Annotated in this window: 17 protein-coding genes and 1 other annotated feature; of the genes, 9 read left to right on the top strand and 8 right to left on the bottom strand. The window is 41.2% G+C overall.

Going from position 1 to position 21,355, the window contains the following annotated elements; all coding sequences use genetic code 11:
- Positions 1-4 precede the first annotated feature (4 nt).
- The 3 genes from arsC (at position 5) to gshAB (ending at position 4,197) form a co-directional block, all read left to right on the top strand.
- Positions 5-427: an arsenate reductase (thioredoxin) gene (gene arsC / locus ABD014_RS10670; RefSeq protein WP_343860763.1), complete on the top strand. Its 423-nt coding sequence runs from the start codon at positions 5-7 to the stop codon at positions 425-427.
- Between the two features lie 64 nt (positions 428-491).
- Positions 492-1,838 (top strand): MATE family efflux transporter, encoded by a 1,347-nt coding sequence (locus ABD014_RS10675; protein WP_343860766.1) that lies wholly within the window; start codon positions 492-494, stop codon positions 1,836-1,838.
- Between the two features lie 25 nt (positions 1,839-1,863).
- Positions 1,864-4,197, top strand: coding sequence for a bifunctional glutamate--cysteine ligase GshA/glutathione synthetase GshB (gshAB, locus tag ABD014_RS10680; protein ID WP_343860768.1), 2,334 nt, complete (start codon positions 1,864-1,866; stop codon positions 4,195-4,197).
- Positions 4,198-4,286: 89 nt separating this feature from the next.
- Here the strand turns inward: gshAB and ABD014_RS10685 are convergent, their stop codons facing one another.
- From ABD014_RS10685 to ABD014_RS10695, 3 genes are read right to left on the bottom strand one after another with little or no spacing between them, the layout of a single operon-like run.
- Positions 4,287-5,450 carry a Ger(x)C family spore germination protein gene (locus ABD014_RS10685; RefSeq protein ID WP_343860770.1) on the bottom strand — a complete coding sequence of 388 codons (1,164 nt, stop codon included), beginning with the start codon at positions 5,448-5,450 and terminating at the stop codon, positions 4,287-4,289.
- Positions 5,447-6,928, bottom strand: coding sequence for a spore germination protein (locus ABD014_RS10690; protein WP_343860772.1), 1,482 nt, complete (start codon positions 6,926-6,928; stop codon positions 5,447-5,449). The genes ABD014_RS10685 and ABD014_RS10690 overlap by 4 nt, the downstream gene beginning before the upstream one ends.
- Positions 6,925-8,019 carry an endospore germination permease gene (locus ABD014_RS10695; RefSeq protein ID WP_343860774.1) on the bottom strand — a complete coding sequence of 365 codons (1,095 nt, stop codon included), beginning with the start codon at positions 8,017-8,019 and terminating at the stop codon, positions 6,925-6,927. The genes ABD014_RS10690 and ABD014_RS10695 overlap by 4 nt, the downstream gene beginning before the upstream one ends.
- A 582-nt stretch (positions 8,020-8,601) precedes the next feature.
- Positions 8,602-8,824, top strand: a binding site (T-box leader).
- A 71-nt stretch (positions 8,825-8,895) separates the two neighbouring features.
- Between ABD014_RS10695 and tyrS the strand changes: the two genes are divergently transcribed.
- From tyrS to nhaC, 6 genes are all read left to right on the top strand, one after another.
- A complete protein-coding gene (gene tyrS / locus ABD014_RS10700; RefSeq protein WP_343862070.1) occupies positions 8,896-10,158 on the top strand; it encodes a tyrosine--tRNA ligase in 1,263 nt (420 codons plus the stop codon).
- A 48-nt stretch (positions 10,159-10,206) separates the two neighbouring features.
- Complete coding sequence (locus ABD014_RS10705; RefSeq protein ID WP_343860776.1) at positions 10,207-10,911, top strand: protein rep; 705 nt, start codon at positions 10,207-10,209, stop codon at positions 10,909-10,911.
- A gap of 785 nt (positions 10,912-11,696) precedes the next feature.
- The gene (gene tyrP, locus ABD014_RS10710) at positions 11,697-13,103 is read left to right on the top strand and encodes a tyrosine-tyramine antiporter (protein WP_343860778.1); all 1,407 of its coding nucleotides are present in this window, start codon (positions 11,697-11,699) and stop codon (positions 13,101-13,103) included.
- A gap of 62 nt (positions 13,104-13,165) precedes the next feature.
- Positions 13,166-15,040: a tyrosine decarboxylase gene (gene tdc / locus ABD014_RS10715; RefSeq protein ID WP_343860780.1), complete on the top strand. Its 1,875-nt coding sequence runs from the start codon at positions 13,166-13,168 to the stop codon at positions 15,038-15,040.
- Between the two features lie 82 nt (positions 15,041-15,122).
- Complete coding sequence (gene pdxK / locus ABD014_RS10720) at positions 15,123-15,947, top strand: pyridoxine/pyridoxal/pyridoxamine kinase (protein WP_343860782.1); 825 nt, start codon at positions 15,123-15,125, stop codon at positions 15,945-15,947.
- An 88-nt stretch (positions 15,948-16,035) separates the two neighbouring features.
- On the top strand, positions 16,036-17,406 hold the full coding sequence (gene nhaC, locus ABD014_RS10725; RefSeq protein ID WP_343860785.1) for a Na+/H+ antiporter NhaC: 1,371 nt from the start codon (positions 16,036-16,038) through the stop codon (positions 17,404-17,406).
- Positions 17,407-17,599: 193 nt separating this feature from the next.
- On the opposite strand, the gene ABD014_RS10730 is transcribed toward nhaC, so the two are convergent.
- The 5 genes from ABD014_RS10730 to ABD014_RS10750 all read right to left on the bottom strand — a co-directional run bounded on the left by ABD014_RS10730 (position 17,600) and on the right by ABD014_RS10750 (position 21,282).
- Positions 17,600-18,859: a tyrosine-type recombinase/integrase gene (locus ABD014_RS10730; RefSeq protein ID WP_343860787.1), complete on the bottom strand. Its 1,260-nt coding sequence runs from the start codon at positions 18,857-18,859 to the stop codon at positions 17,600-17,602.
- Positions 18,860-18,874: 15 nt separating this feature from the next.
- Positions 18,875-19,501, bottom strand: coding sequence for an ImmA/IrrE family metallo-endopeptidase (locus tag ABD014_RS10735; protein WP_343860790.1), 627 nt, complete (start codon positions 19,499-19,501; stop codon positions 18,875-18,877).
- A gap of 99 nt (positions 19,502-19,600) precedes the next feature.
- On the bottom strand, positions 19,601-20,164 hold the full coding sequence (locus ABD014_RS10740) for a hypothetical protein (RefSeq protein ID WP_343860792.1): 564 nt from the start codon (positions 20,162-20,164) through the stop codon (positions 19,601-19,603).
- A 36-nt stretch (positions 20,165-20,200) separates the two neighbouring features.
- Entirely contained in the window at positions 20,201-20,875 is a 675-nt protein-coding gene (locus ABD014_RS10745) for a hypothetical protein (RefSeq protein ID WP_343860794.1), read from the bottom strand.
- Between the two features lie 2 nt (positions 20,876-20,877).
- Positions 20,878-21,282: a helix-turn-helix domain-containing protein gene (locus ABD014_RS10750; protein ID WP_343860796.1), complete on the bottom strand. Its 405-nt coding sequence runs from the start codon at positions 21,280-21,282 to the stop codon at positions 20,878-20,880.
- Positions 21,283-21,355 lie beyond the last annotated feature (73 nt).

Raw genomic sequence — 21,355 nt, forward strand, 5'->3', positions numbered from 1 at the left:
ATTAATGAGTAAACCAATAGTGTATTTCTTATGTACAGGAAATTCTTGTCGTAGTCAGATGGCAGAGGCTTGGTTGAAACATCTTGGTGGCGATCGTTATGAGGTGCTCAGTGCAGGACTTGAAGCTCATGGATTAAATCCAAGGGCAGTTCAGGTCATGAAAGAAGCAGGTATTGACATAACTAGTCATTCATCTGATGTCATTCATCCAGAGATTCTGAATCGGGCTACTTATGTCATTACACTTTGTGGCCATGCGGATGAACATTGTCCGGTCATTTCCAATAAGAATGTGACGAAGTGGCACTGGGGATTTGATGATCCAGCTCAAGCCACAGGGACCGAAGAGGAAATTATGTCACAATTCAGAGCAGTACGTGATTCGATAAAAGCACGTGTAGATCAGTTTTTAGCATCAGGGAAATAAGAACTATCGATAGAGGGCCGGCCTGGATGGTCGGTTTATTTTCGGACCCGAGGAGTTTAGTGGAATGAAAGGAACGAGGAATCTAACAGAGGGGCCCATTACCCCTACACTTGTGAAGCTAACGCTACCGATTATCGCAACAAACTTTATTTCTACCACTTATGGACTGGTTGATATGATATGGGTTGGCAAATTGGGAAGCGATCCTGTTGCCGCTATTGGAACGGCTAGCTTTTTTGTGAATTTAGCGGTTGCATTATCGACCATGATTACTATTGGAACCGGAATTAAAGTGGCACATAGCATAGGTGAAGGAAGAGAAGACCAAGCCAAGGTGTATATCAAGAATGGCTTTTTGATGTCAGTAGTCTTAAGCGTCTTATACATGGTGATTATTTTCACATTTAAAAATGGACTTATTGGTTTCTTTGGGCTAGGTAATGACAATGTAGAAAGCATGGCTATTCAGTTCTTGCTGATCTCTATGATCGGAATAAGCTTCTCTATCATCAACACCTTATTTAGCACCATTATAAATTCACTGGGCAACAGTAAGCGACCCTTCAAAATTTTTACGATTGGCTTTTTAATCAATATGCTGCTTGATCCAATATTGATTTTTGGACTGGGCCCCATACCAGCTATGGAAGTTAAGGGAGCGGCATTTGCAACGTTAGCAGCCAATATAATCGTCACGGTGCTGTTTGTTTTTGAAGCGAAGAAGACTCATCTTTTTGCAAAGGACATTTCGTACAAAGGGAAAGAAATGCGCGAAGTGATCTCGCTGGGAATTCCGATTACGATACAGAGGGTAACGTTCACTGTGATTTCCATCATTATTGCAAAAATTATCGTCAACTGGGGTCCAGAGGCAATCGCTGTACAAAAGGTCGGGATTCAAATCGAGTCCATTTCTTATATGACCATTGGCGGCTTACAGGGCGCCATCGCAGCGTTTTTTGGTCAAAATTATGGAGCGCGAAAATTAGGACGAATAAAGGAGGGCTATCATCGAGCTTTATTGTTAACGATGACTTTCGGAGTCTTTATATCCTTCATTTTTATTTTATTCCCAAAATCACTCTTCTCATTATTTCTGACGGAATCTACATCTCTAGAGCTGGGTACAGATTATATGAGAATCATCGGATATTCACAATTGTTTATGTGTATGGAGTTAATGACTGTTGGGGCTTTTAACGGAATAGGCAAGACGCATATCCCGCCGATTTTTAGTATCATTCTCACAGCCCTTCGTATACCTATGGCCATCGTTCTATCATGGCATTTTGGATTGAATGGAGTATGGATGTCGATTGCATTAAGCAGTGTGCTGAAGGGAATTATTCTTGCAGTTTGGTTTAATATCACTCTTCGAAATTTGAATAAACCTGTTGCCTTGAATACTTAATCATTACTGAAGGAAGGTCATGAGTATGATCGCATTGGATCATCATCTTATAGATGAAATTATTAAAGGGAATTTACAAGAAGAAGTCTTTAAAGGCCAGTTTGGACTTGAAAAGGAAAATGCGCGGGTAGATCAAGACGGAAAACTCGCCCTAACTCCTCATCCATCGGTATTTGGCGATAAGCTTGATCATCCCTACATTAAAACGGATTTCTCCGAAAGTCAGATTGAAATGATTACCCCTGCGCTGAATAGTACAGAAGAGGCTTATCATTTCTTAGAGACGCTGCATGATATCGTCACACTTGAACTGCAAGATGAGTATTTATGGACCAGCAGTAATCCGCCAGTACTTCCATCGGAAGAGAAGATTCCTATTGCGAAGATGAATGATCCAAGGGAAGACCATTATCGTGTACAATTGGCCGAGAAATATGGACGTAAAAAACAATTGCTAAGTGGAATTCATTTCAACTTCTCTTTCCGGGATAGCTTATTGAAAAGACTTCATCAAAAGCTAAGTCCAGCCCTTTCATATCAGGAATTTAAAGATGGGATGTACTTAAAAGTAGCGCGGAACATACTTCGCTACCGATGGCTGCTCATTTACCTAACAGGTGCAAGTCCTGTATTCGATAAAACCTATATTGAGAAATGCGTACATTTAAGTAGTAATCTTGATGAAGAGAGCCACTACTTCCCATATATGAATTCATTGCGGAATAGTAGGTGTGGATACCGTAATGAAAAGCCTTATTATGTGTCATTTAACTCCGTTAAGGATTATGTTCAAGATATTCGTCAATTCATTGCAAACAAGGAACTGCTGAGTGCAAAGGAATTGTATAGTTCTCTGCGGCTCAAAACAGCCAAGGGGGAAGATATGCTAGCAGAGTTGATTGAGCATGGAGTCGAATATTTAGAACTTCGAATGATCGATCTGAATCCTTTAAGTAAGATTGGAATTCATCATGATGCGCTTCAATTCATTCATTTGTTTATTGTATTCTCATTGTTCTTACAGGACGAAACCTTGGATTTGGAGGAGCAGAAGCAAGCACATGCTAACGTTGATTTGCTCTTGTCTGAAGGAATTCAAGCGAAGATCCAAAGGGGTCATACGACGGTGAGTATGGAGGCTCTTGCTCTTGAGATTTTGGATTCTATGATGGAATTGTTAAATATCCTTAAGCCTGGTGATACACATGATCTGCAAGTTATTGAACAAGAAAAGAAGCGGATCTTAAACCCGCAAACCAGCTATGCAGCCATCGTCAAATCAGAAATTGTAAAATCATCGTTTTCAACCTATCATTTGAACCAGGCTAAGCTGTACAAGAAGCAAAGTATGGAAGTGGGTTATCAATTTCCTGGGTATGAAGACCTTGAATTATCCACGCAGCTTCTACTTAAGGCGGCAATCAAACGCGGTATTCGATTTGACATCCTTGATCGCGAAGAGAATTTTATCCGGTTGCAGACGGGTACTCAGGTCGAATATGTAAAGCAAGCTACCAAAACTTCATTAGACTCTTATAGCACTGTACTTATTATGGAGAATAAGATAGTTACCAAAGAAGTCTTACGGGCAAACGGTATTCGTGTTCCGAACGGAGAGGCATACGGAAATATAGAAGAGGCTATGTCCGCATTTGAGAATTATCTAGGAAAACAAATCGTTATTAAGCCTAAATCCACTAATTTTGGCCTCGGAATAACTATATTCACAGGTGAGTTTTCTAGAGAGGATTATCGCAGGGCATTTGAGATGGCTTTTGAATATGATCGTACCGTATTGTTAGAGGAATTCATGTCGGGGAAAGAGTACCGTTTTCTGGTGATGGGTGATGAAGTGGTTGGGATTTTACACCGTGTCCCTGCAAATGTAATCGGGGATGGGCTGCACACCATTGCCCAATTAATTCATGAGAAGAATAAAGACCCGCTTAGAGGAAAGGGATACAAAACTCCGCTTGAACGAATCCAGTTAGGTCAGGCTGAAACACTATTCTTAAAGGGGCAGGGAAAATCAGCAGAAGATGTTCCAGCTCGTGGCGAAATCGTCTATTTGCGAGAAAACTCAAATATCAGTACAGGCGGAGACAGCATTGACTATACTGATGATATTCCAGACAGCTATAAGCAATTAGCCATAAGATCAGCTAGAGCAGCTGGGGCAACAATCTGCGGCGTAGATATGATGATTGATGATTACCAGAATGAGGCAACCCCTCATAACTACAGCATTATTGAGATTAATTTTAATCCCGCGATTCATATTCATTGTTATCCATACCAAGGTAAGAATCGCAAGGCAGATGATAAGATACTGGATTTGTTGTTTGAAGCAAAAAGATAGTAAGTAAGACTGAACATGAAAGAGCATCCATGAATGATTGCAGGTATATACAGCCTGTCTCCCCGTGGATGCTCTTTCTTATGCTCCAGTTAATCAACTCTTAGCTTATATTTTCCGCTATGATGTAGACTCACATCGACTTTGACGTTCACCAGTGATTCCTTATCGATCATGAACCCGCCTTCTGAATTCAACTCACGCCATTTCTTTGGATTCTCACGGTATAGACATTCGGTAAGATTGAAGATATCTACTTTACGGTCCACACCCTTCATATAGGTATGTCTGATTTGTTTTTCGATCGTCTGAGCTGCCATTTTTTCGATTTCTTGCTTCTTAAGGTTACGTCGAAGTTCATCGACATAAGCATTCAGCTTCAGATTAATCGTGAAATAGATATGCCCGCCCCGAACGGTATGATGAACCGAACTCCTCGGATTCTCTATTACAATGGCCGCTTCAGGCTCGATATCGTTCGGAATATTAATGATCGAGCGCTGTAATTTCTTCTGCATCCAGCGGTAACCTTGTAGATCATCTTCGGAGAACCAGTCTTTAGCCACAGTACCCTTGAAGAAGTAGGCGCCATCGATTTTTAACATCGGCTTCTGGTCCGTATCTTCCGTCCATGCTTCCCGATCAATGGCTAAAGAAGGAAGGAGAGGGGCTCCGGCCGGTTCATTAATAAGAGCGATAAGCTTATAACCGTGTAAAGGAAGGATGTATGACCGTTGAGAATAAGTCATCTCGGGAGATTCCATCACCGTATGAAGGGGAGATAGGTTCAAATTCGACTTCACAGAGAAAATATCACGCATCGGTTCCCGGGTTCCGTATATCGGAATGTTATAGCGAATTTCACGATAACGATTCACGAAATCGTATGTAGATCGAATCCGTTCACCTTCTTTAAGGAATCGGTCGCTGAATACGAGGACCTTAACATGCCCCCAGAACACCCTGAGCTGTGCTGTTGAATAGATGGAGTTGAAGGACTGGGTTACCGTTGTACCCTCCCCTTTACCAATCCAGGTTGGTACGTTGCGTCCCGACAAATTGGTCTCGGACTTGGCTACATTAGCGAAATTAAGCACCTGTACATATGTAACGTATTTTCCGTTCTCATAATCGAACCCGATGCCCGTTACATAGGCCATGTTCTGAATGTCCTTGGAATTCCAGCAGGACGTTTGCAATAACAATATTGGAATGACGCTCACGAACAGCAGGAGTTTCCGTCTAAGCCCTCTCATTGTCCATCTTCCTTCTGATGGTCAGGATCAATTGGATCCAGCGAACCTGGACGTTTGCGCATCTTGCTCCATGGAAGTCGTAAATAGCTCTTCAATATGTCTTTAAAATTTGGAGGGGATATCGGCACGAGATAAGGAACGCCGAATGACTTGATCCTCGACATATAGAACAAGAGCAGCAACATCGCTAGAATAAGCCCATACATCCCAAAAAATGAGGAGATCAGAAATATAAAAAAGCGCAGCACACTAACGACGGAGCTTAACGACTGATTGACCAGCGTAACCCCCATTACCGCGGTAATCGAACCAACAATGACGACGGAAGGGGAGACGAGTCCCGCCCGGATCGCAGCATCTCCAATAACGAGCGCTCCAATAACCGTTAACGTCTGTCCGATCGAGGTCGGGAGCCGTACGCCAGCTTCCCGGAATATCTCCAGTAGGAGCAGTAGTATGAACATCTCTAGCTGAGCATTGAAGGGAAGCCCCTGGCGTGAAGAAGCAATGGTCGCCATTAGTTGGAACGGAATTTGGTCCTGATGATAGGCAGTCAGCGCCACCCATAGGCCAGGCAATAGAATCGACATCCAGAAGCTGAAGAGACGGATCAGTCTGACAAAGGAGACATATAGAAAGCCAAAATGCATATCCTCCGGCGATTTCAGGACGAGAGCGAAAGTCGCTGGACCAATGAGAGCGAGCGGATTTCCATCAATGATAATAACAAACCTTCCCGATAGCAAAGCGTTCACGGCAAAATCTGGCCGTCCGGTCGAATCAAGCAAAGGAAAGATGGGATACTTTGTATCGGACAGAGCTTCTTCTAGCTGATTAATACTAAAGAGACCATCTACATCGATTTTTTGAATACGATTCTTAAGCTCTTCTAAGATTCTTGGAGACAGAATATCGTCTATATACATCATAGTAACCTTAGTTCTCGTTCGTTTTCCCACCATAATCGTCTCACAGCACAATGAGGTGCTACGGATACGCTTGCGGATCAGAGCGATATTCTTCGCATATGCCTCGACAAATCCGTCCTTTGGTCCTTTAATGGAAATCTCCGTGCTGGATTCCTCTGGAGAACGTTCTGGAATATTGCTGATGTTCAGTTTAAATAGATCATTGGTATCCGTAAAAGAAATCAGAAGATTACCTTCAAATACGAGTTCAACGATCTCTTCCTGAGATATCTCCTTGTTGAAACAAATCAGCGGCAGAGCTCCAGTCGCACCTTCCATCAGCAAGTTGTGGAAATGATCACGCCCGAACATTTGATCTAGCTCCGGAAGCACCGTATGCACAATTTCCGCGCCGTCACAGAGTCCTCCGGAATAAATAAGCATAATTTCACAAGTCGTATTCTCATCCTTAAAATGAAATGACTGGAGAATAACATCGGATGACTTGTTAAATAAATCGGACAGCTTCTGCTTGGTCCAAACTGAGGTTTGCATGTGATGTTCGCTCATGATGTCTCCTCCTTAGCCGGTTTAGCGAACCAGGCGATAACGGCCCAACTGACAGTTAAGACAACAGCAATGACTAGAGTAACAATGAGAACAACCTTGAACAGGCCCAAATAGAACGTATTGTATCGTTTAAGGCCAATCGCTAATATGAGGTAAAGCGTTGTAATCAGTGTTATGATTCGATTGCGCAATTTAGCATTACGAGGTGCAAATAACTCTGCGATCAAGAATTGTGCCAGGCTGATGCGAACCGTTGCTCCCGACAACCACTGGAATACAGATAGAAAGTCAACATGCTCTAGATAGTTCCCGAGCTTCACCAGCCGCCATTGCTCATAAGGGGATACCATCTGCTTCGCGGATTCGGTAGGGCCGAATTCTGTGATCGCGCCGATGATCGGACCGAGAGAGATATAGACAAGCAGGAGAGCCAAGAGCATGATCTGCCATGGCTTCATCGTTGTCTTAAGACGATGCTGAAGCAGCAGGACCAGAAATATCTCAGATAATGCTCCACCGGCATATACCATCCCGTTAGCGATAGGCATCCAACCATTCTCAAAGATAGGCAGTAGAAATAACCAATTCTTCTCCCGCATGTTGGCAATTGACACAAAATAGCCAAGAACAATAACAGCTGGCAGCATTATACCTGAACCAATGGCAATAGCAGTAATGCCATGCTTCGCCGCATAGTGACAAACTATAATCAAGATGATAATAACGACTGTCTGTGGTGTAGATGGCAAATAGTTCGATACCGTCCAGACCGTTGTCTGTGTAATGGTCATATTCCCGATAATAAATAACAATACAGCAACCGGGGCTAGCATAACCCAAGATAAGAATGGACTGGTTTTCTTAGCAAGCCATTCCTGAAGATGCTGCCTCTCAGATTTCCTCATAATATAGACAATTAGAACACTCCATGGGATGTATAGCACTCCTGTGAACAGAAGCGTTATCCAGGAATCTCTATGAGAAGCATCGAGCAGAATCGGATTGACGATAACATGGCTTAGCAATCCATTGAAGAGCATGATGATCATAATGATCTGGATAATATTGATCTTACCGCCAGTCTTGTCCACAAGAACTCACTCCATAGTAATCGAATCCAACATTTGGCCAGCTTTGGTCTAATATAGCTTGAGCATTATTCTCCAAAATATGCATTTAATTTCTACACGATTAATGAATAAACCAACCATCTATTCAGAAAAAAAATAGGAGCTGATCGCTGAATTTAATCGTAAAGCTGACTCAATATTTTTTCTAAAGTTCGAATTTTTATAAATTATTTAGCCAGAATATATACTTCTTAAAAGTTGTCATCGTGATCATGATAATTCATGTTAATCCAAGTGTTTGTTCGGTAACATGCATTAAAGGAATTGCCAATAAAATCAATGCCTTATCGTCAAAAAACGAACCAATTAAGCTTGTAAGAAAAAGCAAAGAGAAGATATTATTAATGACATTAAATATAAGAAATTTAATATGTATATTGGCTGTATTTAAAAGGCACTATAACCATCCCCTATAGTTCCACAAACCATACAGATCACAGCAACTATAATTTAAATACGGGAATAATTTTCCACCAAAAAAAATTGAAATTAAAGTGTTGACAAAGAAATTTATTAGCACTATGATTGCTGTAATCTAATATTGGATGCACGATGAAAGAGCGAAGTAGCAAGTTTGTCACTGTTCAGAAAGCCAGGGGTTGATGCGACCTGGTCATACAAAACTTTGCGAATTACACTCCGGAGTACCTTAGGTAATGCTAAGCGGACTGGCAATCGATATCATTGCTATGAGTGGTATTAATGGTGAACTGCAGCGCCATTAATGCAATGTGGGTGGTAACACGGTTAATAAATCGTCCCTATGTCTACAATAGACTAGGAGACGATTTTTTTATTATCTAAATTTAAAATTCACCAGGGAGATGAACTACAATGATGAACATTATCGATGAATTGGAATGGCGCGGTGCCATTAATCAACAGACGGATGCAGAAGGATTGCGTAAACTAACGAGCGAAAAGTCGATTTCATTGTACTGTGGTGTTGACCCTACCGGTGACAGTATGCATATAGGCCACTTGATTCCATTTATGATGTTGAAGAGATTCCAGCTCGCAGGACATCGTCCCGTCATTCTGATTGGCGGCGCAACAGGTACAATCGGTGATCCAAGCGGACGTACTACAGAGCGCACATTGCAGACGATGGATCAAGTACAGAACAACGTGGATGCTCTGACTGCGCAAATGAAGAAGCTGTTCCTTAATGAAGGAGACACGGGTCTTCGCATGGTGAACAACTACGATTGGACGAAGGACATTACAATCTTGGACTTCCTTCGTGACTTCGGGAAGAACTTCAGCGTCAACACGATGCTGGCCAAAGATATTGTAGCTAGCCGTCTCGATTCGGGTATTTCCTTCACTGAGTTCTCGTACCAGATCCTGCAGTCGATCGACTTCCTTCATCTATTTAAGAATGAGGATGTGCAATTGCAGATCGGCGGTGCTGACCAATGGGGGAACATTACAAGCGGCCTTGACTTGATCCGTAAGAAGGAAGGCCCAGAAGCGAAAGCATTTGGCTTAACGATTCCGCTGATGCTCAAAGCAGACGGAACGAAATTTGGTAAGACAGCTGGCGGGGCCATCTGGCTCGATCCGAACAAGACGACTCCATTTGAATTCTTCCAGTTCTGGGCTAACCAAGATGATCGGGATGTCATTAGATACCTCAAATTCTTCACCTTCTTAACGAAGGAAGAGATCGATGCACTTGAAGTGAAGGTACAGACTGAACCTCATAAACGTGAAGCGCAGCGTGTATTGGCTGAAGAGATGACGAAATTCGTACACGGTGAAGAGGCGCTCGCACAAGCTAAGAAGATCACAGAAGCATTGTTCAGTGGAGATATCAAGTCCCTGACCGCAGATGAAATTGAACAAGGATTTAAAGAAATGCCTACATTCCACGCTTCCAAGGAAGCAAAGAATATCGTTGACTGGCTCGTTGATGTAGGAATTGAACCATCCAAGCGTCAAGCACGTGAAGATATTACAAGCGGAGCCATTTCTCTGAATGGTGAGAAGATCACTGATACAGAAATGAATGTGACAGTGGACAACTCCTTCGAAGGCCGCTTCATTATTATCCGTAAGGGCAAGAAGAACTACAACCTCGTTAAACTCGGAGAATAGCTGATTTCAGCTATTCTCTTCCCTTAAGAATGGAGGCGAGGATTAAGAATGCTTGGATCGTGGAAAAAAACACTGGAGCTTGCATTTATTAATCATCGTTTGATATCGGAAGTGAATCGAACCAGACAAGTCAATTGGCAGATTATCGATTTAGGCATCCGTCACGTAACCGAAGAGCATATTAATGAAGTATTAGATCAAATGCTGCTTGGATTGAATCGATTATTTAAATATAAGAAAGTGAAGCAAGCAAGTCTTGGTTACTTCCGAATGCTAGACATTATAAAGGAAGAAGAACAACTGCATCCGGTTATTCATATCCTGATGCCGACGATCAGAAGCTATTTTCAAGGGCGTTATTATATTAAGTTAAGTGAATGGTCATCCTATTGGCGTAGAGCACTAGATATGAATCCAGACTATAATCTATCGTTAAATGTAAATGTATTAAATAATAAGAGTGATCAGCAATCCATTACGGATAAGATGGAGAACGGGCTGATCCTCTTACATAATGAATCGGATAAAGCGCCAGCGAGACTAGATGATCCAATTACCTCTAGAAGAATGATCGGATATAGTAGATTGTTAAAAGAGCAAGTCGATCTCTTACAACCAAAATTCGTCTATAACTTACAAGATTATAATATAAATGATGCATTTGCCAACAATGCTTTTGAATTTATTCTTGATTGGCATCCAGGATTAAGAGAAGATGCAAATCCATCCCTTAAACAGTTATCAAATCTATGATTTCCATCACAAATACAATGCATTTTTTGCAAAAAAATAAACCGATTTTCACTGTTTTAACAGCTGAAAATCGGTTTATTTTGTTTTATTTTTCCAGTCGAATTAACGCTTGAGATTTCACCGAAATTCAAAATACTAGAAACATTGATGGATATTACTTCTTCTGTAAACCAGGTTGTAAGGCTCGAGAAGATGATTAGCTATTCCCCATATCGCATAAGTATTCCTTTTTATAAACTCCCCACAGGATTTGACCACTATATTCCTCAACTTGGGGTAATGTGCAGTCATAAGTTTCATTAGCCGAAGCCATCATAACGATAAGCAAAGCCAACAGCCAACCATCATTCATTGCCGATTTCTTCAAATGAAAAGGAGAGTGCTGCCTATAAACCGTAGTGTCTGGAGCATGAATGATTCTCCAATATAGGAATTGATATTTATACGTAAAATAGAATTGTTATACATTACTTTTGCCTGAAAGTGCTTTAACCCATGAAAGCGAAAATGGTTTAAAGCACTTTGCGATGAAATAGTAAAACCTTTAAAGTGAATGTTAATAAGATTCTGGAAATTATCAAAATTATCTTATGTGACAAGGCTTTGAACCGAATTGACACAACAAAAATTTAGGCGTATATTGACGAGGAAAGTTAATCGATTAACGAATTCATAAATTTTCCTTGCACCACAACTTCATGATTCATCCATTTATTTGTAATACATCAATTATTCATATTTGGATGAATTAAGAAGCTAGACTAGAGAGAAAGAAGGGAGACTTTATGGCCAATTCAAAAAAATTAACCTTATTCGGGTTGATTGGTATCACGATGGCCTTCTTCGGTACTGTACGTAGTGTACCGACGCTCGCTATCACCGGTTGGACACAAATTTTCTACATGCTCGTTGCAGCAGTATTATTTGCACTTCCAATCGCTTTGATGTCGGCTGAACTGTCCACAGGATTTCAAGAAGAGGGCGGACCGCAAGTCTGGGTTAAAAAAGCAATAGGTGAGAAATGGGGATTTGTTACCTCATGGCTCCTATGGGTTCAAATGTTCTTCGGTATGGTTATGGTTGCTTCAACAGTAGGGGTACTGTTCGGATATGTAATTAATGTACCTCATTTATCTTCAAATAACTTCTTCATCTTTGCAGTTATTTTGATTTCTTACTGGGGTGTTACACTCCTGAACTTGAAGTTCGATATGGTTAAGATCGCCGGTAACTGGGGTTCGATCATCGGCGTATATATTCCATTTGTAGTTCTCGTCGTGCTTGGTCTTGCTTATATGTTCAAGAACGGAATTAATCCAGCGGGTTACTTGGCTAACTTTAAGGCTGGCGATCTGTTGCCTAATCTTAGCGATCTAGGTAGCCTGGCTTATCTGTCCGGTATTATCTTCATCTTTGCCGGGGTTGAAATCTCCTCAGTGCATGCGAATAATATCGAGAATCCGAAGCGCAACTATCCAATTGCAGTTATTGCTTCCGTAATCTTGCTGGTTATCTTCAACTTGATTGCCGGTTTGACTGTTGCGAACGGTGTTCCAATGGGGAAAATGGAGCTCTCTAATATTACTCAGCCATATATGATTTTCTGTGCAGACCTGGGTATTCCATCTATTTTCGTTAACATTATCTCCGCGATGATCTTAATCGGTGTCCTTGTACAGCTTAGTGCATGGGTGCTTGGACCAAGTAAATCGATGATTAAAGTAGCAGAAGACGGCAATTTGCCGCCATTCTTCCAGAAGAGAAACAGCAAAGGTATTCCAATTACATTCGTATTGCTTCAAGCGATCGTAATTTCCTTAGTATCGGTCATGTACATCGTCGTTCCTGACGTTAACAGTGCGTTCCTGGTTATCACAATTACAACGACGATTCTGTATTGTATCGTATACGCCTTGATCGCGATTTCAGCAGTTCGCTTGCGTTATAAAGCGCCGGATATGAATAGACCGTTCCGTCTTGGCAAAGGCAACGGTATGATGTGGTTCGTATCGCTGTTGTCAATGCTCAGTGTTGTAATTACGATCATTGTCAGCTTGATTCCACCATCCATTCTGCCTGCGAGTTTCTCCACGGGATACGTCATTTACCAAGTCGTTGCGACTGTAGTGATGGTTGGCGTTGCCCTGATCATATATAAATTCAAGAAACCTAGCTGGAAAAAAAGTGATTAATCACAGCTAAGACGCACTCATTAATCCTTTTTTATAAATTTCATAATATGGAGGTACTCAACATGAACTATTCAATTCCTGATATTAACCTCAAAGCATTGTTCCTTGGTGATAAAGGCGAGAACGTCGATTTATTTAAGGAAATCCTATTGAAAATGGTTGACGAGCATGTGGGCTGGCGCCAAAATTATATGCCTCAAGACTTGCCAGTGATCACTCCTTTCGATAAAAGTTCTAAGAGCTTCCAAGATACTGCCGATCATATGCGCAGCGTATTCAATGTATTGTCTTCGAAGCTTCGCTCCGAATCGCTGCCTTGGCACACTGCAGGTCGTTTCTGGGGCCACATGAACTCCGAAACCTTGATGCCATCGATTATCGCTTATACAGCAGCAATGCTCTGGAACGGTAATAACGTGGCTTATGAATCTTCTCCAGGTACATCGCAAATGGAAGAAGAAGTAGGTCATGAAATTGCTAAACTGATGAGCTACAAAGCAGGCGAGAGCTGGGGCCACATTGCTGCCGACGGTTCGATTGCCAACTTGGAAGGCCTCTGGTATGCACGTAATATCAAGTCTCTTCCATTGGCCATTAAAGAAGTTGTACCTGAGGCTGTTGAAGGCAAATCCGAATGGGAATTGCTGAATATGTCAACGGATGAAATCATGGAGCTTACAGAGAAACTGGCTGACAAAATGGATGAAATTAAAGCTAAGTCTGCTCGTTCTGGTAAAAACTTGCAGAAACTTGGTAAATGGCTCATTCCACAAACGAAACACTATTCCTGGTTGAAAGCTGGCGACATTATCGGTATCGGCTTGGATCAAGTTGAAGCCATTGATGTTGACAGTGAATATCGCATGGACATCGTAAAACTGGAAAAACGCATTCGTGAATTGGCTGAACAAAATATTCCGGTTCTTGGGGTTGTCGGAGTTGTCGGAAGTACAGAAGAAGGCCAAATTGACCATATCGATAAAATTGTTGAACTTCGTGAAAAACTCGCTAAAGAAGGCATCTATTATTATATTCACGTCGATGCTGCATATGGCGGTTATGCACGTGCCATCTTCCTTGATGAGAATGATGAATTCATTGAATACAACAAAATCGATGAAGTATTCAAGAAACACAACATCTTTACAGATATGAAGTTGAAGGACGAATGGCTTACTGAAGATATCTACAATTCATTCAAAGCCATCAGCCAAGTAGAATCAGTTACCATTGACCCTCACAAGATGGGTTATATTCCTTACTCTGCGGGTGCGATTGCGATTCGTGACATTCGTATGCGTGAGTCGATTTCTTACTTCGCAACTTATGTATTTGAAAAAGGCGCAGATATTCCTGCATTGCTTGGTGCTTATATCCTTGAAGGTTCCAAGGCTGGCGCAACTGCAGCTGCTGTATGGACAGCTCACAAGGTATTGCCGTTGAACGTAACAGGCTACGGTAAACTGATGGGCGCTAGTATCGAGGGTGCTTATCGCTTCTATAACTTCTTGAAGAACAAGAAATTTACAGTTGGCGACAAGACCATCGTTCTTCATCCATTGACGAAGCCAGACTTCAACATGGTCGACTACGTATTCAACGAAGAAGGAAATACCGATTTGGTTAAAATGAACAAATTGAACCATGACTTCTTTGACTATGCTTCTTACGTTAAAGGCGGTTTGTACAGCAATGAGTTCATCACTTCTCATACTGACTTTGCTATTCCTGACTATGGCAACAGCCCATTGGAATTCGTGAAGAGCCTAGGCTTTACTAACCAAGAATGGGATCGCGCTGGTAAAGTAACAATCCTTCGAGCTTGTGCATTGTCTCCATATGCTCATGATGCTGAGACATTTGAAGAATATGCAGCCAAGATTGAGAAAGCTATGCAACAAAAGCTTGAAAAAATCTACATGTACGAAATGAACTAATCTTCCATAAATAAGGAAATGCGTAACACCCAAGTGCGGTTGTTACGCATTCCTCATTTATCCAATATAAGGGGTGCTTTGAATGTCCAACATTAGAAAAGTGCTGACAGTTGCAGGCTCAGATTCCAGTGGTGGTGCTGGTCTTGAAGCCGATCTAAAAACATTTCAGGAATATGGGACCTTCGGATTCTGCAGTATTACCTCAATAGTTACCATGGATCCCGATAATCATTGGCATCATGAAGTTCAGCCTATTGATTCCGAGCTGGTTCTCAAGCAAATTAAGACTGTAATGGCTGGCGGCAAGCTGGATGCGATGAAGACCGGAATGCTTGGCTCCGTTGAAATTATTGAAATGCTAAGCAAAGTGATTGATGAGCATGATATCACAAATATCGTTATCGATCCGGTCATGGTCTGCAAAGGTGAGGATGAGGTCGTTCAACCAGAGAATGGACAAGCGATTCGCGAGCTTCTGCTGCCACGGGCTACAATTACAACACCAAATCTGTTCGAAGCAGGTCAACTTGCTGGAATATCTAAGGTAAGAACGATCGACGATATGAAGGAAGCTGCACGTCGAATTTATGAGCGTGGTGTCAAGAACGTCGTTATTAAAGGTGGTAAGTCCCTTGAAGCTGAGAAGGCGGTCGATCTGCTGTATGACGGCAATGAATTTACTTTATATGAGGCGAATAAGCTCGACACGAATCATAATCATGGTGCAGGCTGTACCTTTGCGGCTGCTATCGCTGCCGGATTAGCTAAAGGAATGAGCGTCAAGGATGCAGTCTCCAAGGCCAAACAATTCACAACAGCGGCTATTCAAAGCGGATTTGCTTTTAACCGCTTCGTAGGTCCTGTCTGGCATGGCGCATACAACAAGGCAGAAGGGCGCATTGAATAGCAAAGACTCCTTTTGTCCACTCTAAGATCAATCCATAAATGATCACCCAATTCAACAGGTGTTTAATACATGATAAGGAGTTCAGCTTATGAACAAAGAGGTGTCTCTAAAAGAAAGCCTATTTCTTTTAGTCGTATTGTTAGCTATTATTGGAGCTTGTATTATCGGCTTAGGAATGGATCCACAAATTCCAATCTTAGTCTCACTGGGTGTTATTATCGTATTTGCTAAAATTAAAGGGGCTTCCTGGGATCGGATTCATAAGGGAATCCAGAACGGAATTTCTCCAGGTTTGATACCTATACTTATCTTTATGTTAATTGGCGCATTAATAAGTGTCTGGATTTCAGCAGGTACAATTCAGACCATTATGATATATGGTTTTAAAATTTTATCCGCTAAATATTTTTTGCCTTCCGTATTTGTCATTTGTGCGGTCGTAGGGATTACGGTAGGCAGCTCATTTACAACGATCTCAACCGTCGGCATCGCATTCTTCGGCATGGGGCAAATTATGGGCTACCATCCTGCAATCACGACTGGTGCTATCATTTCAGGTGCCTTCTTGGGCAATAATATCTCTCCATTATCCGATACAACCAACCTGGCATCGGCCATTGCTGAGGTTGATTTATTCGATCATATCCGTTATATGATGCGTGTTGTCATCCCGGCATTCCTCATCTCCTTAATCTTCTTCGCAGTCACGGGACATGCCAAGGTATTGACAACCGGACAGGAAGTCAATGAACTTGTAAATACACTAAGCACTTCATTCCCTATTTCTGTCGTAACGTTAATTCCTGTTCTTGTGCTCTTCTTATGTGCATGGCGGAAGGTACCCGCTATTCCGACACTACTGTTAAGCATTCTGTTTACGATCGGTGTGATCTACATTTATCACCCGCATATCAGCTTATCGGATATTTCCGCGCTGATGCAAAATGGGTATGTAGCTAATACAGGTGTTGAGAGCGTGGACAATCTGCTTACACGCGGCGGGATTCAGAGTATGATGTGGTCTGTATCCTTGATTCTCTTGGCGCTTGCTCTAGGTGGACTGCTCGTCGAAATGAATATCATCAAGACGATCATCTCGCGCATAACCTCATTCGTAAGCACTAAAGGAAAACTGATTCTTATGACGGGCTTAAGCTCGATGGGGGTCAATCTGCTGCTCGGCGAGCAATATTTGTCGATTATTTTACCAGGTGAAGCATTCAAATCACAATACGATGCGATCCAATTGAACCGCAAAGAAATGTCAAGAATACTGGCCAACGGCGGAGCGGCTGTGAACGCTCTGATTCCTTGGGGAGTCAGTGGAGTATTTATCACGGGTACACTCGGCGTATCTACGCTTGAGTATCTACCGTTCGCTATCTTCTGTATTGTGGCGCCAATCCTAAACATTCTGTACGGATTCCTAAGCAGAAAATCGACTAAAACAGCGCATTAAGTTCAATTTTGACGTAAGAAAAGTTGGTAGTAGAGCCAACTTTTTTTACGTCAAAGTCTAGGCAAAGTCAGTTGGTAATAATTGCAAGTGAAAATTATTGCTATATTATGTTATACATAATATAGATTATTCCTCAAAACCCCCGAAATCCTAGTGTATATAGAGTTCAAGAGGGAAGGGCCTTGAAATAAAATCACGAAAAAATCACATTCTCGGCAGAATGATCAGATCCGTATTCTTGATTACTGAATTTAAAACTCAGAATATCTGCAAAATGAATTTTTATCTTCTCATCAGCGTTCTTCTTCATTTTGTTAGTAACGTGAGTGTAAATCTTAAGTGTTGTATTCGGATCTTCGTGTCCAACCCGTTGCATAACAGTCTTAAGATCTACTCCTGCTTCGGCAAGCATACTGACATGAGTGTGACGCAAGATATGAGGGGTAGCATTCTTCTTAATGCCCGTCTTTTTCAATATCCTCTTCATCCGGTCCACAATAGCGTTAGTTATAAATGGATATCCGTTATCACGGCAGAATACAAAACCCTCGTCATGCCAATTCGGATCTATTTTTTTATTTAGAGTCATGATCACTTGGCGACGATCTATTAATGATTTGATCATTATCATGACCGATTTATCAACGCTGACGCTCCTTATAGAACCTTTTGTTTTAGGTGTAACCACTTCATATTCGGTCATTTTACCAGTTTCATTATAGAGAGTCTTTGATATACGGACCTCATTAGTATCGAAGTTAAAATCGTTGACTTTCAGAGCGCAAAGCTCTCCTGGGCGCATACCGCTAAAAGCTAAAAGATAGAAACGTTCTAAATCTAGTGGCAAACCATGTTTTAAGACAGTCCCGAGAAACTCTGTTAACTCAGATCTTTCCAGATACTTCTCTTCAATAGGATTACTCTCTATTTCTGCAACCGTAGGTATTCGTTCAGGTATCACCGCATCTTTACAAGGATTATCCTCTCTAAATTTATGTTTAATTGCATATTCAAAGATCATATTGGCCGTAACATGGAGACCTTTCATGGTATTAAGCGCATAATCGTCGTCGTCTAGCTTATTAAGCATGTCCTGATACATCTTATGCGTAATTTGATTAATCATAACATTTGTGAAAAAACGAAGCAGCAAATTGATATCGTCTAGACGCTTTTTCTTAGTGGCAGGCTTGATTTTTCGTTTTGAAAAAGTAGCATGCCAGTCATTTGCGACCTCTTCGAAAGTAGGAGGGGCTATAATTTCTTCAGATTCCTCTTGATTTATAAGTTCGTCTAGTGCAGCTTCCGCCCTTTTTAAGGCTTCCTTCTGTGTATTACCACGCCGAGAGATCTGCTTCCTTTTACCCGTAATAGGGTCAGATGGACCATCAATGACGCAAACATATTTATAGCCTTGCTTATTTTTGGCTGGTACCTTAGTATAGCTGGCCATGATTAAAATCCTCCTTTATAACAGACCATGATCCTGATAACGAGGTAAGCCCTTCGCAATCAACTGGCTATCGAGTTGCTGCAGGATTCTTTTAGTTTCGCATGACCAAGCAGGCTCATGGATACGGTTCTTTAGCTCGCACCGTTTGCTCTGACGGTAACCGTCTAGTATTCGTCGTTTAATTTGCTCTATGCGCTTGACTGCAAGTTCAGGAGGAACGTCGAATACTTCCACCAGGCATGGTATCGCATCCGCCATAGTGGGCATGATTGGGGTCAGCTCGAACACCATTGACGCTGGCATTGCTGCATATAAAACAAACTGTTCGGCTTCGAGCTCCTGCATTTGGGTATACGATTCAGGCATCGTCATTTGATTACCGGCATGCCTGAGAAGGTGACAGAGCTCATGGAGGAAATCCAGACGCTGTTGATCTTGTGGCAACCGGTTGTCGATAAACATGCTGTACATGCCGCTGACTGCTTCCAGGGCTCGACTGCCGACCTCTGCATAATGGACCCATACATTTAACCGCGTAGATAGCTCATCAATGTTGATCTGATCGGGGGAAGTAATGCCGGCACTTACATACGTATGCTCTATAAATTCTTCCAAAATAGTCATTCGATAATGTTTGACCATGGTGATAACCTCCGGTAGGGGAATGTATGTTCGGTTTTGATGTGAAAATAAAAGCCGTTACCGGCTCGATTAATACAATGAGATATTCTTTTTGTAATGTTATTTTATTTCAAAAGTTCTTAGTAACTCTTCGAATAACACATCACTATTGCTATTATCACTATCACTGTATGGAGTTGCGTAAGATAATGTAAACACGTTTCTACCGACAGGTACCAATAGATAATAGGAAATAATATCTAGGTTTGCTTTTCGAGCAGTGAATTTGGCAATGACTTTAGCACTTTCATAATTCTGATGAGTGACAATCTTTGAAGTAATCATCTTAAAGTCACTCATGTATGGATCGTCATATGATGACATATTTTTCACCAAAGCGTCTGAAAGCTTATCAGCTTCAGGTGCTTTACCAAAATTGGACTCTTGAATTTGTACGACTACATTTTCTTTATATCCTGATATGCTTTTTGAGTTAATTATAGAGATGTTATTCCCTTCTTTAGACAGTTTCCACGTTCGAGGGTAGTCGACTGAAAAATAATCGTTAGAAAAGTTTTTAGTTTCTTCAGAATTATTACTAGCTATAGGATCCCAGTTCTTAATAACAAAAAACACAAGAAAAGCAATGATGAAAGGGAACAGAATTTTTATTGATTTGCTCATTTTAGCATTCACCGTATTCCTTATTGTCTGATTTATTTAAGGTAAATTGTGTATTAAAGAACGTCCTCGTTTTTCTCTAGTTATGAGATTTTGTTCTACTGCTTTATCGATATAACTTCGTCCGCCATAGACATCATTGTTATCCAACTTACTTTGAAGGGTGGTTACATTAATATTTGGATTTTCCTTAACTAACTCAATGATTTTACTAAATACAAAAGACTCATATGAAGGGAAGTCCTTACATTGTATCTTTTTTGTTTTTAATCTAGTTATATCCCGATTGTATGGCTCGACATCTGCGTTGAATAATTTTCGTGAAATAGCATCTATCGCTTTTTCACAAATTTCTATTGCCTTATCAAATTGTCCGCGTTTTTCAAGTATCCATAGCAGATGGTCATAGTAAGCTGTTCCTCGAGGAATAAACTTTTCATGAATCTCCAAGTAAATACTTAAAGCTTTTTCCTCATGTTCATTCATCTCAAGTCGTTGAGCTTCATCGTACATAGGGAAGTAAATTTCATGATCTAATTCCCATTGTTCAGGCTTCTTGATCTGAAATGATAATCCTTCTGGAGCTCCATACTTATACCACTCTTCTAATTCAGGGTCACTCTCAGGATCTTTCGTCCATTTATTTAATCGATCCATAAAATCATCAGTAGACGGAAGTTCGTCTACTTCTATAGGAATCCATTTTTTCTCCAAAGTTATTCCCCCTGACGATCCCCGGGCTTACGATCCTTCTCTTTCTCTCTCAAGATACTCCATATTTTCCGCATTTCTTCACGACGTTCTTCCGGAGCGTTTAGGTAATCTTTAAAAAAGATCCCGTATTCAGGATTGTTAATAAAGGCTTCGAATTCTGCCTGTTCTTTTTCATCAAAATCAATTGTTCGACCTGAAAAACGAGGTTTGTCAGTTCGTCCTAATAAATAATCTGCGTCAACATCATAAAGATCAGCAAGTTTCGATAACATACCAGTGTCGGGGTCTCGGTAGTCACGTTCATAATTAGAGAGTACGGTATTGGTTATCCCTAATCTTTCAGCAACGTACATCTGAGACCAACCTCTTTTTTCTCGTTCCTTTTTTAAACGACTCCCTAAACTCATAAATACATACCGCCTTGTTTATCTTCTTACGTTAAATCATAACAACATTTCACGTTCCGTTAAACATAATCCA

This window comes from Paenibacillus motobuensis (assembly GCF_039521865.1).
GTDB lineage: Bacteria > Bacillota > Bacilli > Paenibacillales > Paenibacillaceae > Fontibacillus > Fontibacillus motobuensis.

Coding starts and splice junctions, on each gene's coding strand:
- arsC (WP_343860763.1), top strand. CDS start 5: ATGAGTAAACCAATAGTGTATTTCTTATGTACAGGAAATTCTTGTCGT.
- ABD014_RS10675 (WP_343860766.1), top strand. CDS start 492: ATGAAAGGAACGAGGAATCTAACAGAGGGGCCCATTACCCCTACACTT.
- gshAB (WP_343860768.1), top strand. CDS start 1,864: ATGATCGCATTGGATCATCATCTTATAGATGAAATTATTAAAGGGAAT.
- ABD014_RS10685 (WP_343860770.1), bottom strand. CDS start 5,450: ATGAGAGGGCTTAGACGGAAACTCCTGCTGTTCGTGAGCGTCATTCCA.
- ABD014_RS10690 (WP_343860772.1), bottom strand. CDS start 6,928: ATGAGCGAACATCACATGCAAACCTCAGTTTGGACCAAGCAGAAGCTG.
- tyrS (WP_343862070.1), top strand. CDS start 8,896: ATGAACATTATCGATGAATTGGAATGGCGCGGTGCCATTAATCAACAG.
- ABD014_RS10705 (WP_343860776.1), top strand. CDS start 10,207: ATGCTTGGATCGTGGAAAAAAACACTGGAGCTTGCATTTATTAATCAT.
- tyrP (WP_343860778.1), top strand. CDS start 11,697: ATGGCCAATTCAAAAAAATTAACCTTATTCGGGTTGATTGGTATCACG.
- tdc (WP_343860780.1), top strand. CDS start 13,166: ATGAACTATTCAATTCCTGATATTAACCTCAAAGCATTGTTCCTTGGT.
- pdxK (WP_343860782.1), top strand. CDS start 15,123: ATGTCCAACATTAGAAAAGTGCTGACAGTTGCAGGCTCAGATTCCAGT.
- nhaC (WP_343860785.1), top strand. CDS start 16,036: ATGAACAAAGAGGTGTCTCTAAAAGAAAGCCTATTTCTTTTAGTCGTA.
- ABD014_RS10730 (WP_343860787.1), bottom strand. CDS start 18,859: ATGGCCAGCTATACTAAGGTACCAGCCAAAAATAAGCAAGGCTATAAA.
- ABD014_RS10735 (WP_343860790.1), bottom strand. CDS start 19,501: ATGGTCAAACATTATCGAATGACTATTTTGGAAGAATTTATAGAGCAT.
- ABD014_RS10740 (WP_343860792.1), bottom strand. CDS start 20,164: ATGAGCAAATCAATAAAAATTCTGTTCCCTTTCATCATTGCTTTTCTT.
- ABD014_RS10750 (WP_343860796.1), bottom strand. CDS start 21,282: ATGAGTTTAGGGAGTCGTTTAAAAAAGGAACGAGAAAAAAGAGGTTGG.